The 14701-nt window shown below is 71.2% G+C and carries 12 protein-coding genes; 7 read left to right on the top strand and 5 right to left on the bottom strand.

What is annotated here, in order from left to right; genetic code table 11:
- Positions 1-86 precede the first annotated feature (86 nt).
- From ACIBLC_RS30445 to ACIBLC_RS30430, 4 genes are all read left to right on the top strand, one after another.
- Positions 87-2420: an FHA domain-containing protein gene (locus ACIBLC_RS30445; protein ID WP_399214535.1), complete on the top strand. Its 2334-nt coding sequence runs from the start codon at positions 87-89 to the stop codon at positions 2418-2420.
- A gap of 5 nt (positions 2421-2425) precedes the next feature.
- Positions 2426-3001: a hypothetical protein gene (locus ACIBLC_RS30440; RefSeq protein ID WP_399214533.1), complete on the top strand. Its 576-nt coding sequence runs from the start codon at positions 2426-2428 to the stop codon at positions 2999-3001.
- Positions 3002-3039: 38 nt separating this feature from the next.
- Complete coding sequence (locus ACIBLC_RS30435) at positions 3040-4047, top strand: serine/threonine-protein kinase (RefSeq protein ID WP_399214532.1); 1008 nt, start codon at positions 3040-3042, stop codon at positions 4045-4047.
- 90 nt (positions 4048-4137) lie between these two features.
- On the top strand, positions 4138-5622 hold the full coding sequence (locus ACIBLC_RS30430) for an alpha/beta hydrolase (RefSeq protein WP_399214530.1): 1485 nt from the start codon (positions 4138-4140) through the stop codon (positions 5620-5622).
- A 164-nt stretch (positions 5623-5786) separates the two neighbouring features.
- Here ACIBLC_RS30430 and ACIBLC_RS30425 read toward each other — a convergent pair whose 3' ends face one another.
- Positions 5787-7100, bottom strand: a complete 1314-nt coding sequence (locus ACIBLC_RS30425; protein ID WP_399214529.1) for a streptophobe family protein — start codon at positions 7098-7100, stop codon at positions 5787-5789.
- 163 nt (positions 7101-7263) lie between these two features.
- Here ACIBLC_RS30425 and ACIBLC_RS30420 point away from each other — a divergent pair, with 163 nt between their 5' ends.
- Complete coding sequence (locus tag ACIBLC_RS30420; protein WP_399214528.1) at positions 7264-8640, top strand: DUF6777 domain-containing protein; 1377 nt, start codon at positions 7264-7266, stop codon at positions 8638-8640.
- A 208-nt stretch (positions 8641-8848) separates the two neighbouring features.
- Positions 8849-9304, top strand: coding sequence for a helix-turn-helix domain-containing protein (locus ACIBLC_RS30415; RefSeq protein ID WP_399214527.1), 456 nt, complete (start codon positions 8849-8851; stop codon positions 9302-9304).
- Between the two features lie 69 nt (positions 9305-9373).
- On the opposite strand, the gene ACIBLC_RS30410 is transcribed toward ACIBLC_RS30415, so the two are convergent.
- Positions 9374-9976: a ClpP family protease gene (locus ACIBLC_RS30410; protein ID WP_399214525.1), complete on the bottom strand. Its 603-nt coding sequence runs from the start codon at positions 9974-9976 to the stop codon at positions 9374-9376.
- 1 nt (position 9977) lies between these two features.
- Positions 9978-10631, bottom strand: coding sequence for an ATP-dependent Clp protease proteolytic subunit (locus tag ACIBLC_RS30405; RefSeq protein WP_399214524.1), 654 nt, complete (start codon positions 10629-10631; stop codon positions 9978-9980).
- 420 nt (positions 10632-11051) lie between these two features.
- Here ACIBLC_RS30405 and ACIBLC_RS30400 point away from each other — a divergent pair, with 420 nt between their 5' ends.
- A complete protein-coding gene (locus ACIBLC_RS30400) occupies positions 11052-11534 on the top strand; it encodes a VOC family protein (RefSeq protein ID WP_399214522.1) in 483 nt (160 codons plus the stop codon).
- 59 nt (positions 11535-11593) lie between these two features.
- Here ACIBLC_RS30400 and ACIBLC_RS30395 read toward each other — a convergent pair whose 3' ends face one another.
- Together ACIBLC_RS30395 and ACIBLC_RS30390 are read right to left on the bottom strand one after the other, a co-directional pair.
- Positions 11594-13357, bottom strand: coding sequence for an ABC transporter ATP-binding protein (locus tag ACIBLC_RS30395; protein ID WP_399214521.1), 1764 nt, complete (start codon positions 13355-13357; stop codon positions 11594-11596).
- Positions 13358-13475: 118 nt separating this feature from the next.
- Entirely contained in the window at positions 13476-14420 is a 945-nt protein-coding gene (locus ACIBLC_RS30390) for an SGNH/GDSL hydrolase family protein (protein WP_399214520.1), read from the bottom strand.
- Positions 14421-14701 lie beyond the last annotated feature (281 nt).

Raw genomic sequence — 14701 nt, 5'->3', positions numbered from 1 at the left:
CCCGCCCCGGCCCCCGCGCCCGTCGGGCGCGTGCCGACGAGAGCGTCCGCCAGGCGAATTTATGGGCGAATAGCTAGAATTCAGACATGGCAGAGCGGCCAGTCGTGCCCGGTGCGCCCGAACTCGTACTCGAAACCGAGGCGGGCTCCACGGTGATGAGTCCCAGTCGCGACTACCACGTAGGCCGCGACCCGTTGAGCGATGTCGTCATCGACGACGCCCGGGTCTCCTGGCACCACGCGGTACTGCGTCCCGAGGCCGACCACTGGACGATCGAGGACGAGAACAGCACGAACGGCACGTACGCCGACGGCCGGCGCGTCCATGAGTGGGGCGTCGGGCCGGGCAGCGTCATACGCTTCGGGAACCCCTCGGACGGCCCCAGGGCGGTACTCGTCGACCGGCCTCCAGAGCGTCCTTCGGCCCCCTCCCTGCCCGCGGCCACCGGCACCTTCCGGCAGCCGACCAGCGTGCGTCCGCTCCCGGCCCGCACCGTCCGCATCGGCCGCGGCGGCGACAACGACCTGGTCATCGACGACCTGATCGTCTCCCGACAGCACGCGGAGCTACGGGCGGGACCGGACGGGACGTACGAGATCGTCGACCTCGGCAGCCACAACGGAACGTTCCTGAACGGCCAGCCCGTCGACCGCGCGGTGGTTACTCCCGGTGACATCGTGGGCATAGGTCACTCCGCTTTCTGTCTTGTCGGAGACCAGCTCCGGGAGTACGTCGACACCGGCGAGGTCTCCCTCGACGTGCAGGACCTCACGGTCTCCGTCGACCACGGCCGTAAGACGCTTCTGGACGAGGTGTCATTTCCGGTCGGCGAGAAATGTCTGCTCGCCGTCGTGGGCCCGAGCGGCGCGGGAAAGTCCACTCTGCTGAACGCCCTGACCGGCCAGCGCCCCGCCGACCTCGGCACGGTCCTGTACGACGGCCGTGACCTCTACCGCGACTACGCCGAACTGCGCCAGCGCATCGGACTCGTCCCGCAGGACGACATCCTGCACGCGCAGCTCACCGTGCGAAAAGCCCTCACCTACGCCGCCGAACTGCGCTTCCCGCAGGACACCGCGAAGGCGGAGCGCCGGGCCAGGGTCGACGAGGTGATCGGCGAGCTGGGCCTGGAGCAGCGCGCCGACCAGGCCATCCACAGCCTCTCCGGCGGCCAGCGCAAACGGGTCAGCGTGGCCCTCGAACTGCTGACCAAGCCGTCGCTGCTGTTCCTCGACGAACCGACGTCGGGCCTCGACCCCGGCATGGACCGCTCGGTCATGCACATGCTGCGCGGCCTCGCCGACGACGGCCGTACGGTCATCGTGGTCACCCACAGCGTGCTCAGCCTGGACGTCTGCGACCGGCTCCTCGTGCTCGCGCCCGGCGGAAAGGTCGCCTACTACGGACCGCCCGAGGACGCTCTCGCGTTCTTCGGCTACGAGCAGTGGCCCGAGGCCTTCGAGGACTTCGAGCGGGACCACGACCGGGACTGGGCGGGGGACTACCGGACGTCGCCCTTCCACCGCCAGTACATCGACAACTCCGTCTCCCAGCCGTATCAGGCGCAGGCCGCTCCGCCGGCAGGCGTCGGACCACCGCCAAAGCCCCAGAGCTGGGGCGCCCAGCTCAGCACCCTGGTCCGCCGCTACGTGGCCGCCCTCAGCGCCGACCGGACCTTCCTCATCATCATGATCGCGCTGCCGTTCGTGATGGGCGCGATGGCCCGGGCGCTGGCCGGCAGCAGGCTGACGCAGGAGACGGCGATGAACGCGCTGCTCATCCTGTGTGTCGGCGGAGTTCTGACGGGCGCCGCCAACGCCGTGCGCGAACTGGTGAAGGAGCGGGTCATCTACCAGCGCGAGCGGGCTGTCGGCCTGTCCAGATCGGCGTACCTGATGTCCAAGGTGGTGGTGCTCGGCACCATCACCGTGCTCCAGGCCGTCGTGCTGACCCTCGTCGGTCTGTTCGGCGTCGATCTCGGCTCACCCGGCGGAGAGGGCGTCCTCATGCCGCCGCTCGTCGAGATCACCCTGGCCGTCGCGCTGCTCGCCTTCACCGCGATGATGCTCGGCCTGCTCGTCTCCGCGATGGTGCGCAAGGAGGAGGTCACCATGCCGCTGCTGGTGCTGCTGGCCATCGTCCAGGTGGTCTTCTGCGGCGCGCTGCTGAAACTCAACGGTGTGCCCGGCATCGAGCAGCTGTCCTGGCTGGTTCCCTCGCGCTGGGCCCTGGGCGCGATGGCCTCGACCATCGAGCTGTCCCGGATCGTCCCCGGGGACCTGACAGGCGACCCGCTGTTCCGTCACGAGGCCGGCGTCTGGCTGATCAACATGGGGATGATGGTCGTGCTGTCGGTCGTCTTCGGGTTCGTGGTGATCCGCCTGCTGCGGCGGCACGAACCCGCCGTCATGCGGAAGTAGGTGCGATGACGACACCCGAATTCCGCCCCACCCACGTGATCCCACGGGACGGCCTGTCCGCCTGGGAGACCCCGGATTCCTCCCGGCCCGCGGTGCCGCTCGACGCGCTGCTGCCGGTTCAGCTGATCGAAAGGGCCGGTGACTGGGGCCGGGCCCTGTGCGCCAACGGCTGGTCGGCCTGGGTCGACGCCCGCCTGCTGATCGCCGTACCGCAGGTACCGCCCGCCGCGGGCAGCCCGCTCACGCGGACAGCGGATCCGCGACCGCTCCTCGCCCGCGTGGAGGAGGCGCTCTCCGGTTATCGGAGCGCCGCCGAGGATCTCGCCGCCGGGCGGCTCGACGGGCAGGCCTTCCGCGGCCGTACGCAGGGGCAGCGGATCGGCGTGGTCGTCGACGGCGAGTCCCTCTGGCTGTACGACGGCGAGCACGAGCGGTGGGTGTACTGCGACGGGACGCGGCTGAGCACGTACGCCACCGGGCAGGGTCCGGCGGCGGTCTCGGAGCCCGTACGGGAAGAGGCTCCGGTGGGCCGTGAACCCACGCGGGTGGTGACGTACGACGAAGACGGCCGGCGTGGCTGAGTGCCCGCGGAGGACCTGGACGACCGGAGTGAGGGCTCATGGACGACGACGGCGGGCGCCACGACACCAGTCTCTTCTCCGGGCGTCCGTCCGACCTGATCGGCCGGCGGATCGCCGGCTACCGGATCGAGCGGGAGATCGGCCGCGGCGGCATGGCCGTCGTCTACCGGGCCAAGGACCTTCGGCTGGACCGGACCGTCGCCCTCAAACTGCTCGCGCCGGAGCTGGCCCGCAACGACACCTTCCGCGGCCGCTTCACCCATGAGTCCCGGGTGGCCGCCGCGATCGACCACCCGAACATCGTGCCGGTCTTCGAGGCGGGCGAGACGGACGGCGTCCTCTACATCGCCATGCGGTACGTCGCGGGGCGCGACCTGCGACATCTGCTCGACCGCGAGGGCCCGTTGCCGGTCAAGGTGGCCACCCGGATCGCTGTCCAGGTCGCCTCCGCGCTCGACGCTGCCCACGACCACGGTCTGGTGCACCGGGACGTGAAACCCGGCAACATCCTGGTGGCCCAGGGCACCGACAGCGACCACCCCGAGCACGTGTACCTCACCGACTTCGGCCTGACGAAGAAGTCGCTGTCGCTCACCGGGTTCACGAGCGTCGGCCAGTTCGTCGGCACGCTCGACTACGTGGCCCCCGAGCAGATCTCGGGCAAGCCGGTGGACGGCCGGTGCGACGTCTACAGCCTCGCCTGCGTCGTCTACGAGACGATGGCGGGGAAACCGCCCTTCCAGCGCGACGACGACATGGCGCTGCTGTGGGCCCACCAGTACGACGAGCCGCCGCCGTTGACCGAGAAGCGGCCCGACATCGCCGCCCCCGTCGACGACGTCCTCGCGAAGGCGCTGGCGAAGAGCCCCGACGGCCGGTACGACTCCTGCCTCGCCTTCGTCGCGGCGCTGCGGGTCGCCGCGACCGGTGCCGCGGCAGCCGGCCACGCGCCGACCCGGGTGGACGGGCGGGCTGTCGGCGCCCCCGAGTTCGGCCCGCCCCCGGAGCCGCCGGTCTGGGCCCGTCCGATGTTCCCGGCCCGATGAGCGGCTCCGCGTCCGCTGGGGCAAACCCCCCTGCGTACAGGCCGGTTGGCAGGATGTGACGGCGGGAGGAGATCGGCGAAGCTCGTCCGCATGACGAAGACCAAGCGAAACGCCGCCCTGCTCGCAGCCTCCGCCTTCGTACTCGGTCTCACCGCACCGCTCACCGCGTCGGCATCGACCGCCGGTGCCCCCGAACCGCTCGACTGGGCCAAGTGCGAGGGAAGCGGCCTCGATCCGCGACAACAGTGCGCGACCGTCGAGGTGCCGCTCGACCACGCCGACCCCGGGGGCCGGAAGATCGGCATCGCCGTATCCAGGATCCCCAGCGAGAACCCACGGGCGCGGCGCGGTGTTCTCCTGCTGATCCCCGGCGGCCCCGGCGGCTCCAGCCTCAACAACCCCTCGGGCAAAGGGCAGAAGCTGCCTAAGGAGGTGCGCGACGCCTACGACCTGATCGGGTTCGACCCCCGCGGAGTCGGCCGCTCCACCCCCGTCAGCTGCGGCCTCGACCACAGCGACCTCGCCACCTCGAAACTGCGCCCCTGGCCCGCCCCCGACGGATCGATCACCGAGAACCTGACCACCGCACAACGACTGTCGGACACCTGCGCGCGCAATGGCGGCGAGCTGATCCAGCACATCAGTACCGCCGACAACGCCCGCGACATCGACCGCGTCCGAGCGGCGCTCGGCGAACGCGAACTGTCCGCCTGGGGTGTCTCGTACGGAACGTATGTCGGCGCCGTCTACAGCCAGTTGTTCCCACAGCGCACCGACCGCATCGTGCTGGACAGCAACGACGACCCCGACCCCACCCGGGTCGCCCGCGCCTGGCTCGCCGGTCACGAGAAGGGCGTCGAGGACACCTTCCCCGAGTTCGCCGAGTGGTCCTCGGCGCCCGGAAACCCGGACCGGCTGGCCGACACGGCGGACGAGGTACGGCCGCTCTTCCTGAACCTCGCCGCGAAGCTCGACCGCGACCCGATCCCCTGGCCCGGTGCGAACCCGCAGGAGCTGAACGGCAACGTGCTGCGCCAGACCATGCTGGACAGCCTCTACGCCCCCAGCGGATTCCCGGGCCTGGCCAAGCTGATCCTCGCCGCGCAGCGGGGCACCGTACCGCCGGCGCCCTCCTCGCCGCCCGAGGAGGTGCTGCAGAACGTCACCGCGGTCGGCGCCGGGACCCTCTGCAACGACATCGCCTGGCCCAGGGACGCCGCCGGGTACGAGGAGGGAGTCGCCCGGAGCCGGGCGAAGTACCCGCTGACCGCGGGGATGCCCAGGAACGCGATGGTCTGCGCCGCCTGGCCGTTCCCGCCGAAGGAGCCCCCGGTACGCATCACCGGCCGCGGCCCCTCCAACATCCTGCTCGTCCAGAACGAACGCGATGTCGCCACCCCGCTCAGCGGCGCCCTCAAGCTCCGTCACGCCCTGGGCAGGCGCGCCACCATGGTCACCGTCAACGCCACCGGCCACGACGCCTACCTCGCCAACGGCAACGAGTGCGGCGACCGGACCGTCTCGCACTACCTGGCCACGGGGGAGCGCCCGGGCCGGGACACCTACTGCGCCTAGAAGGTGCCGTTCGGATCGGCCCGGGTCCGCGGCGCCTGGCACGGCACCTCGCCGCGTTGTCGCGTCACCCGAGTACGCCCAGTACGCGGATGACGCTCCGCCTCGCGACGCACCGCACCGCACCGGACGCCGCGGCCTGATCCGGGCTATCCGAACGACACCCCTTAGCCGGCCCGGACTCCGGGCTCCTCGGCGCCGACCCTGCCCCGTCGGTGGACGCGCTTCGCCAGCAGACCGCCGAGGAACCCGGTGACCAGCCCCCACAGCACGGCGAACCCGAGCGCCGTCCACACCTCGGGCCGCAGGAAGAGCTCACCGCTCAGACCGTCGCCGAGGTCGCCGATGCCGAGAAGGGACAGCCCGTAGTGCGCGGAGATCCGGCCGACGAGGCAGATCATGAGCACGGTCAGCGCGAGGGCGACCGCCATGTGCACGGCGTGCTGCCACAGCCGCATCCGGGCCGGTGAGCGGGCGGCCATCAGGAACGCCGCCGCCAGGAGCAGCACGGCGTCGACGACCAGCAGCCACCACACCCTGCCGTCGTATTCGGCGAGGGTGCGCAGGTTGAGCGAGGAGATGTCCGGCGTACGCAGCACCTGGCCGAGCAGATCCGGCATCGGCAGCCCGAAGGGCCCGTCCACCCGTCCGGTCCAGGTGGCACCGAGCCCCAGCGTGAAGGCGAGCCAGACGAGGTTGGGCAGACCGAGGAGGACCACGGCGAACGTCTCGGTGGCGTGGCCTCGCGTCACCGCGGTCACCAGGGCGATGACGACGCCCAGGACGACGTACGCGAGCAGCAGCGCGACCATGGCGTACGCGGCCGGACGTACCGACTCCTGGAAGCGCAGCAGCCGGGGCGGCAGCGGGGCGCCGCGGGAGACCAGCAGGGCGAGCACGAGGACGCCCGCGAGCCACAGCACGCCGAAGACGAGCGTCAGGGGCACGTCGGTCGTGAAACCCACCTTGGGTGAGGCGCCGAACAGGTCGCCGATGTCGCCGATGGTTCCGTCCCCGAGGGAGATGCGGAAGTCCTGCCGGGCGAGGAGCGCGACGCCGATCAGGGCCAGCAGCCACAGGAGGGCGATGCGGGCGGCCCATCCGGCCAGTTCGGTGGCTCCGGCGACGGCCCGGTGGCGCAGTGGCCGCAGGAATCCGGCGGCGATGACCAGAGCCCCCGCGAGGGTGACCGACAGGGGAATCACCGTCAGGCCCGCCCGCGTGTCCGCGATCGCTCCGGCGTCGCCCGAGAGCTCGATGGTGCCCCCGACGGCCGTGACGACGGTGGCCGCGACCACCCGCCAGAACGCGTTGTCGGGCAGGTCCGCGGCACCGGCCGCCCACAGCCCGAGCGCGGCGACCACCCCCATGACGATCAGCCCGGCCAGCACCGCCAGGACGGCCTGGATCCAGCCGTGGCGGTCGGCCGTCCGGCCACCGGGGCGGACAACTGCCTGTTCGGACGGTGTCTTGGTGCTCACGTTGTCACGCTAAGCAGCGCCGACACGGTCCGCCCGCCGGGAGGGGCCGACCGCGTCGGCTTGCGGACGGTACGGGACCGGAGCACACAATGGGCTCGTTGTGCAGGAAAGTGGCACAAAGTGTTTGAAGTCCGCGGGATTCCTACACCGGGAAGAAGAGCTCGTGAGCGTCGAACCGCCGTCCTCCGGCCGCCCCACCGGCCCGCCTTCGGGCCCCTTGTCGGGCCCGTCCCAGCCGGGTCCGTCCGAGCCGAGTCCGGCCCAGCCCAGCGGCCACGCGCCCTCGGGACCGCCGAGCGGGGCGGGCGGAAGGGATGCCGGCGGGGGAGGCACGGGTGGGTCCTCCAGCGGCGGAGGTCCCCCCGGACCGGCTGGACCCTCCGGGCCGGGAGGACCGGACGGGAAGGGCAGCGGTCCGGACCGGCCCTGGTGGAAATCCGCACCCCGCGTCGCGCTCATCACCGGTGTCGTGGTCGCCGCCGTGGTCCTCGGCCTGGTCTTCACCCGCGACAACGGCGGCAGCGACACGTCCGCGAGCGGCGGTGAGGTCTTCCTCCAGGCCGCGAGCAAGTCGGGACCCGACCCGTTCACGGAGTCGACGGCGAACGACAGCTCCACCCCGTCCGAGGCACCCTCCACCTCCACGGCGTCGGAATCCGCCAACGTGACGCGGGGTGTGGACGGTTCGGCCCCCGGCCTGTACGGCGGCACCCGCAACGTCTCCAGTTGCGACGTGGAGAAGCAGATCGGATTCCTCCAGAAGGACCCGGCGAGGAACAACGCGTTCGCCTCGGTCGTGGGCCTGCGGACATCCCAGATCCCCGGCTATCTGCGGGCCCTCACCCCGGTGCAACTGGGCTATGACACCCGGGTCACCAACCACGGCTACCGCGACGGCGCCGCCACCAGCTACCAGGCGGTCCTCCAGGCGGGCACCGCCGTTCTCGTCGACGACCACGGAGTGCCCCGGGTGCGCTGCGCCTGCGGCAACCCGCTCGGAGAGCCGGTCCCGCAGAAGACCACCCCCAAGCCGACCGGCGACTCGTGGCCGTCCTACCGGACGCAGAACGTCGTGGTGGTCGCGCCCTCGACGACGGTCATCAACGTGTTCGTCATCTTCGACCCCGACAACGACGAGTGGATCGCCCGGCACAAGGGCGACACCGGTGACCGCGACGAGAAGACGCGCCCGCCGGAGCACCTGCCCTTCCCGTCGGCGAGCGTCTCGTCCTCGACACCGAACTCCCAGTCGCCGTGCGTCTCCTCACCTCCCGGTACGACGCCGAGCCCGAGCCTGTGTCCGTCCACCTCCCCGGCGCCGTCCTCCTCGTCGCCCTCGTCGTCCTCGTCCGCACCGTCGGAGTCCGAATCGGAATCCGAGTCCGAGTCCCCGTCCTCCGAGCCTCCGACGACGGCTTCGGACTCCGCCTCGTCACCCGACCCGGCGTCCTCCGACACGACGACGGAGACGACGACCACTTCGGTGACGGAAGCCTCCTCCCTCTCCAGCGCGCCGGGGTCGTCCTCCCCGGGGCTCTGAAAGCAAGTCGATGCGTGAACGGATTCGACGGGCGGGTAAGGCAGTAGCCGAGTCGGGCGGGGCGCGACGCTCCGCTCCGGGGTCGCTGATCCGCCGGGGCTACCGGCTCCGGACTTCACCGCGGGCAGGCGTACGGCCGACGAGCGATTCCACCGAGAGCGGAACGCAGGTGCCTTCCCCCGCGGCCCAGCGCTTCTAGGCTGAAGGGGTGAGCAACCAAGCGCCGAACGAAGCCCGTGTCATCCCTCTGCGCCCGGCGGCGACGCCGGCCCCGGCACCGGCCTCAGCACCGGCGCGGGTGCCGCAGCGGCCCCGTCCGGTCCTCGCGCCCCGCCGGACGCCGCCGGCCCCCGCGCAGCGGGAGCCGCTGTGGCGCGACCTCGTGGGTGACGTTCTGCGGCGCGAGCGGCTCGCCCAGGAGCGCACGCTCAAGGACGTGGCCGACGCCGCCCGGATCTCCATGCCGTACCTCTCGGAGCTGGAGCGCGGCCGCAAAGAGGCCTCGTCCGAAGTCCTCGCGGCCGCCGCCCGGGCCCTCGGCCTGGGCCTGGGCGACCTGCTCTCGCTCGCCCAGGACGAGCTCACGCGAGTCGCCCAGGTCAGGCACGGACGGAACCGCGCCACCAGCACCTCGCGGTACGACGGCATGTGCCTCGCCGCCTGACGCCGACGACCGGGCACGAGACGGAGAGGGCCGACCGGCCCGCGGCGGCCGGTCGTGGTCGCCCGGGCCTCAGACCAGCGCGAGCCGCCGGCTCAGCACCTCGTCCGCGAGCCCGTACGCCACGGCCTCCCGCGCCGTGAAGATCTTGTCGCGGTCCATGTCCGCGCGCAGCGTCGTGACGTCGTGACGCGTGTGCCGCGAGAGGACCTCCTCGACCTGCGAGCGGATGCGGAGCATCTCCCTGGCCTGGAGGGCGAGGTCCGAGACCGTCCCCTGCCGTCCGCCGCTCGCCGGCTGCCCGAGCAGCACGCGCGCGTGCTCCAGCACGAACCGCCGTCCGGGATCGCCGCCGGCGAGCAGCACCGCCGCCGTGGAGGCCGCCTGTCCGACGCAGAACGTCGAGATCGGCGCCTGGACGAAGGTCATCGTGTCGTAGATCGCCATCAGTGAAGTGAACGATCCCCCGGGCGAGTTGATGTAGATCGCGATCTCGTTCTCCGGGCTCGACGACTCCAGATGGAGGAGCTGCGCGATGACGACGTTGGCGACCCCGTCGTCGATCTCCGTGCCGAGGAAGATGATCCGCTCGGACAGCAGCCGGCTGAAGACGTCGTAGGAGCGTTCGCCCTGCGGGGTCCGTTCGACCACGTTCGGAATCGTGTACCCACCCATGTCAGAGCCCCATCCGTCGTCGTGACGCGGCCGGCCGGACGTCGTCGAGCGACTCCACGACCCGGTCGACCATGCCGTAGTCCTTCGCCTGTTCGGCCGTGAACCAGCGGTCGCGGTCGCCGTCGCGGGAGATCGTCTCCTCGCTCTGGCCGGTGTGCTCCGCGGTGATCCGCTCGATTGCCTGCTTCGTGAACTCCAGGTTCTGCGCCTGGATCTCGATGTCCGCGGTGGTTCCGCCGATACCGGCCGAGGGCTGGTGCATCATGATCCGCGCGTTCGGCAGCGCGAAGCGTTTTCCGTGCGCGCCGACGCTGAGGAGGAACTGCCCCATGCTCGCCGCGAATCCCATGGCGAGCGTGGAGACGTCGTTCGGGATCAGCGTCATCGTGTCGTAGATCGCCAGGCCCGCGGTCACCGATCCGCCCGGGCTGTTGATGTAGAGGCTGATGTCGGTCCGCGAGTCCTCCGCGGACAGCAGGAGCAGTTGGGCGCAGACGCGGTTCGCGGAGACCTCGTCGACCTGCGTGCCGAGCAGGACGATCCGCTGCGCGAGCAACTGCGCGGCCAGATGGTCGTCGAAGCGGGTAGCGGGGGTGTCGCCCTCCTCGGCCCGCGGTGCGCGGCCCGGGTTCCAACCGGTCATGAGTGGCGTCATCGGTCCTCCTCGTCGTGGCGCGGCTTCCGTCGCCGCGATCTCCACTCTCGGACCGAGGGCGCCATGAGGTCGGGGTTCTTGGCCGACAGCAGATTCGCTGTGGGCAGAGCGGAAGGAGACGACCGGGCAGGGGACGGGCCGGAAGTGGCGTGGTCCGGGCTGTCGCCCGCGCTCGGCCGTCCCGGCTCAGCCGGCTTCACGGAGCGAACGGAGGACGGGCCGCACGGACGCGACCAGCCGCCGCCCGTGCCCGGCAGGAGCGCGGGACCGCCCCTGCGCCACGAGGATCGACGGGCGGGCGTCGACGGTCGCGCTGACGGTCCCGCGACGCCAACCCCGCCCCCGCCGCGCCACCGATGAGTTTCCGGGCGAGGATCGGTCGACAGAAGTGACGACGTTTCCCCGCCCGAGGAGGTACTCATGCCCGCCGATGGATTCACCACCTGTCTGTGGTTCGACGGTCAGGCCGAGGAGGCCGCGCACTACTACGTCTCGGTCTTCAAGAACTCCGAGCTCGGCCGGATCAGCCGCTACACGCAGGCGGGGCCCGGCCCCGCCGATTCCGTGCTGACCGTCGAGTTCGTGGCCAACGGCCAGAAGTTCGTCGCCCTGAACGGAGGCCCGCAGTTCAAGTTCGACGAGGCCATCTCCTTCCAGATCGACTGCGCGGACCAGGACGAGGTGGACTTCTACTGGAACAAGCTCATCGAGGGCGGCGGCGAAGCAGGCCCGTGCGGCTGGCTCAAGGACAAGTTCGGCCTCTCCTGGCAGGTGGTCCCGGCGAAGCTCATCGACATGGTCATGGACCCGGACCCCGAGAAGGCGTCCCGCGCGACCCAGGCGATGCTCAAGATGGGCAAGCTCGACGTCGCGGCGCTGGAGAAGGCGTACGCGGGCGAGTAGCGGACCGGCGACCCGCTCGCGGTTCTGCACAGCGCCCGGCCCGCCTGCCCGTCCGGCGCTCAGGCGAGCTGACCGCTGTGCAGAGCCGTGTACGCGCCGCCCCGCCGCAACAACTCCTCGTGCGTGCCGATCTCCTGGATCATCCCGTCCCCCATCACGACAATGCGGTCCGCGCCACGGATGGTCGACAGCCGGTGTGCCACCACGAACGTGGTACGTCCGTGCAGCAGCCGGGCAAGGGCCTGCTGGACGAGAGCCTCCGAGCGGGTGTCCAGCGCGGAGGTCGCCTCGTCCAGGATGAGTACCCGGGGATCGCGGATCAGCGCCCGCGCGATCGCGAGCCGCTGCCGCTGTCCCCCGGAGAGCCGTGCGCCGTGCTCGCCCACCACGGTGTCGAGCCCCTGCGGCAGCCGGTCCACGAACTCCAGCGCGTTCGCGTCCCGCAACGCCTCACGCACCGCCGCGTCCCCGGCGTCGTCCATGCCGTACGCGACGTTCTCCCGGACCGTGCCGTCGAAGAGGATCGACTCCTGCGGCACGACGGAGACGAAACGCCGGTAGGTGCGCAGGTCGAGGGTGGCCATGTCCGTGCCGTCGAGCAGCAGCCGGCCCGAGGTCGGACGGATGAAGCCGATCACGAGATTGAGCACCGTGGACTTCCCGGCCCCCGACGCGCCGACCAGGGCGACGGTCTCGCCGGGGGAGACGGTCAGGCTGAAGTCCCGTACAGCGGGCCGGTTCTCGTCGTACGCGTGCCCCACCCCCTCGAAGGTGACGGAACCGCGCACCGACGTCACCTCCGACTTCCCCTCGTTGTCCTCCAGTTCGGGCGCCTGGAGGACCTCGCCGATGGACCGCACGGACTCCAAGCCCTTCGTGATCACCGGCGCCAGTGCCGCGAGCGTCGTCGTGGAGTTGGTGAGCGTCGTCAGGAAGGCGCTGAGCATGACGACGTCGCCGGGCGTGACACCCCAGTACCCGTAGTACGACACCAGCGCCGCGCCGGTGAGGAAGAGTACGCCGACGACGTTCAGGAACACCCAGGCCAGCGAGGCGAACCGCCCGTTGAGGAGGTCCAGGCGCAGCCCCGAGCTGAGCACCTGCCGCAGCGTGCCGTCCATGCGGCACAGTGCCTTGCCCTCGAGACCGTGCGCCCGTGTGACGGAGATGAGCCGGGTCATCTCGGTCACCCGTGTGGAGAGATGCTCGACCTCGTGCCGGAAGTGCTCGTTGTGGGAGCGCAGTCGGGACCGCAGCCGCGCCACGAGCAGGGCTGCGACCGGCACGACGAGGAGGAAGACGGGCAGGAACTCCGGTGTGCGGATGGCGATGATGACCAGGCCGCCGGTCAGTACGGTGAGGGCGCCGAGCCCGTTCTCGGCGGTCTGCTGCACGCCCTGCTCGACGGTCTCCACATCCCGGACGACCTTGGCCTGGAGCACGCCCGCGCTGACCCGCGAGTGGTAGCCGATGGACAGTTGCTGCATCCGCGTGCAGAGGGCCGACCGCAGATCGGTGCCCATGCGGCGCACGCTGCCGTAGAGCAGGCGTACGTACAGCAGGTGCAGGGGGATGTTGACCAGCAGGATGAAGAGGATGACCCCGGCGCTCAGCCACACCCGGCCGACCGGTTGGTGCTGGACGACGGTGTCGATGATGGACGCGGTGATGAGCGGCAGCAGCCAGACCGGACTGTGCTTGACGGTGAAGACGAGGAACGCCACGGCGAGCCGCCGACGGTCGGCGCGGAACAGGTAGATGAGGGTGCGTATCGGGTGCTCGCCCCGGTAGCGATGGTCGAGCGGTCTTTCGGACGACGCCATCGGCGTTGGTCCTCCTCGGTGGCCAGGTGATGGGCAAGCGCTTACTGCCCATCCGGTACTTGAGTACACCCAACAGGCCGAGGAGCTGTCGGGGGAGGGCGAGGCGAGCGGGGGACCGTCAGCCGACCTGCCCGGCGATCACCCGGGTGATCTCACGCGTGAGGCGCAGGATCCCGGGTGAGCGGACCGGGCACGGCTTCGGCCTGGACGTCATGGGAGCCAGGCAGAAGTGAAGAGAGTCGTCGTCGCGGTGCAGGGCGGTGCGGTCGCGGTCCGGCTGGGTGCAGTAGGCGGGATGCTCGTGCTCGTACGCCGTGCACGGCAGGTACTGGACCCAGGTGCCGCGTGCCGACACCGGGCTCACGGTCCGCCCGGCGTCGGCGGCCAACTCGCCGGAGGCGCTCGCTCGTTCCTCGTACAGTGCGTTGACGGCGCGCACCCGGTCGGGGGTGACCGCGTCGGGGCCCTGGAGCACCCACACGATTCTCGGCGCCCGCGCGCCGCCCGCACCCGTGATCTGCCCGGCCAGGCGCGTCATGTCGGACTCGTACCGCGCGAGGTACGTCTTCCTCGCCCTGTCGTACGTGATGCCGTCCATGCACGGCGTGTAGCCCCAGGAGTTGCCCCAGAACTGGAGCACCACGAAGTCCGGCCGCAGTGAGCGCACGAGAGCGGCGGCCTTGTCCGCGGGCGGCACGAGGGAGGGTTCCGCGGTGCCTTCCAGGTAGTCGCACAGGGTGGTGCCCGCATACGGGGCGCTCGTGTACCGGGCGTCCAGCCGGTCGCGCAGCAGATTCCCGAGCACGTCCTGGTTCTCCATGGCGAGCGAGTCCCCGAGGTAGAGCACCGTGGGGGCCTTGGTGGGCGCCTTCGCGGGGGAGCCCTTGGCGCCGGTGGCGTCCGGGGAGGCAGCGGGCCGCTGCCGCGTCGTCGAGGTCGGTGCGCCCGAGGCCTCGGGCGTCGCGCGAGCGGGTGGTGGCGCGGCGGTGTCCGAGGCCGGGTCGCCGCACGCGCCGAGCAGCAGCCCGGCCAACAGCGCACCCACGATCCACCGTTCGCGCATTCGGCAACTCCCGTCCCGCCCACCGAAAGAGCCCCCAGGCAAGCACAGCCGGACGCGCGGCGGAAGACACCCACCTCCATCACCGCGCACGCCTGGGTCCATCCGCGCACGGGCGAGGCGGGCCCGCACCCCGGTCGGCGGCGTGTCGCTCGGATGGATCCCGGCGACCGACAGCACCCCGCCCCGGTCGAGCGCCCGCAGGGCCACCGGGACCAGGTCACCGGCCGGAGCGAACAGGATCGCGCTGTCCAGCGGCGCGGAGGGCTCCCCCTGGGCCCCGC

The sequence above is a fragment of the Streptomyces sp. NPDC050535 genome, assembly GCF_044457665.1.
Classification (GTDB): domain Bacteria; phylum Actinomycetota; class Actinomycetes; order Streptomycetales; family Streptomycetaceae; genus Streptomyces.
The sequence above is the reverse complement of the archived record's forward strand: the minus strand, read 5'-3'. Positions and strand labels throughout refer to the sequence as shown.

Bases quoted from the DNA above. Each gene is read 5' to 3' on its own strand.
- ACIBLC_RS30440 (WP_399214533.1), top strand. From the start codon at position 2,426: ATGACGACACCCGAATTCCGCCCCACCCACGTGATCCCACGGGACGGC.
- ACIBLC_RS30395 (WP_399214521.1), bottom strand. From the start codon at position 13,357: ATGGCGTCGTCCGAAAGACCGCTCGACCATCGCTACCGGGGCGAGCAC.
- ACIBLC_RS30390 (WP_399214520.1), bottom strand. From the start codon at position 14,420: ATGCGCGAACGGTGGATCGTGGGTGCGCTGTTGGCCGGGCTGCTGCTC.
- ACIBLC_RS30435 (WP_399214532.1), top strand. From the start codon at position 3,040: ATGGACGACGACGGCGGGCGCCACGACACCAGTCTCTTCTCCGGGCGT.
- ACIBLC_RS30410 (WP_399214525.1), bottom strand. From the start codon at position 9,976: ATGGGTGGGTACACGATTCCGAACGTGGTCGAACGGACCCCGCAGGGC.
- ACIBLC_RS30405 (WP_399214524.1), bottom strand. From the start codon at position 10,631: ATGACGCCACTCATGACCGGTTGGAACCCGGGCCGCGCACCGCGGGCC.
- ACIBLC_RS30445 (WP_399214535.1), top strand. From the start codon at position 87: ATGGCAGAGCGGCCAGTCGTGCCCGGTGCGCCCGAACTCGTACTCGAA.
- ACIBLC_RS30430 (WP_399214530.1), top strand. From the start codon at position 4,138: ATGACGAAGACCAAGCGAAACGCCGCCCTGCTCGCAGCCTCCGCCTTC.
- ACIBLC_RS30400 (WP_399214522.1), top strand. From the start codon at position 11,052: ATGCCCGCCGATGGATTCACCACCTGTCTGTGGTTCGACGGTCAGGCC.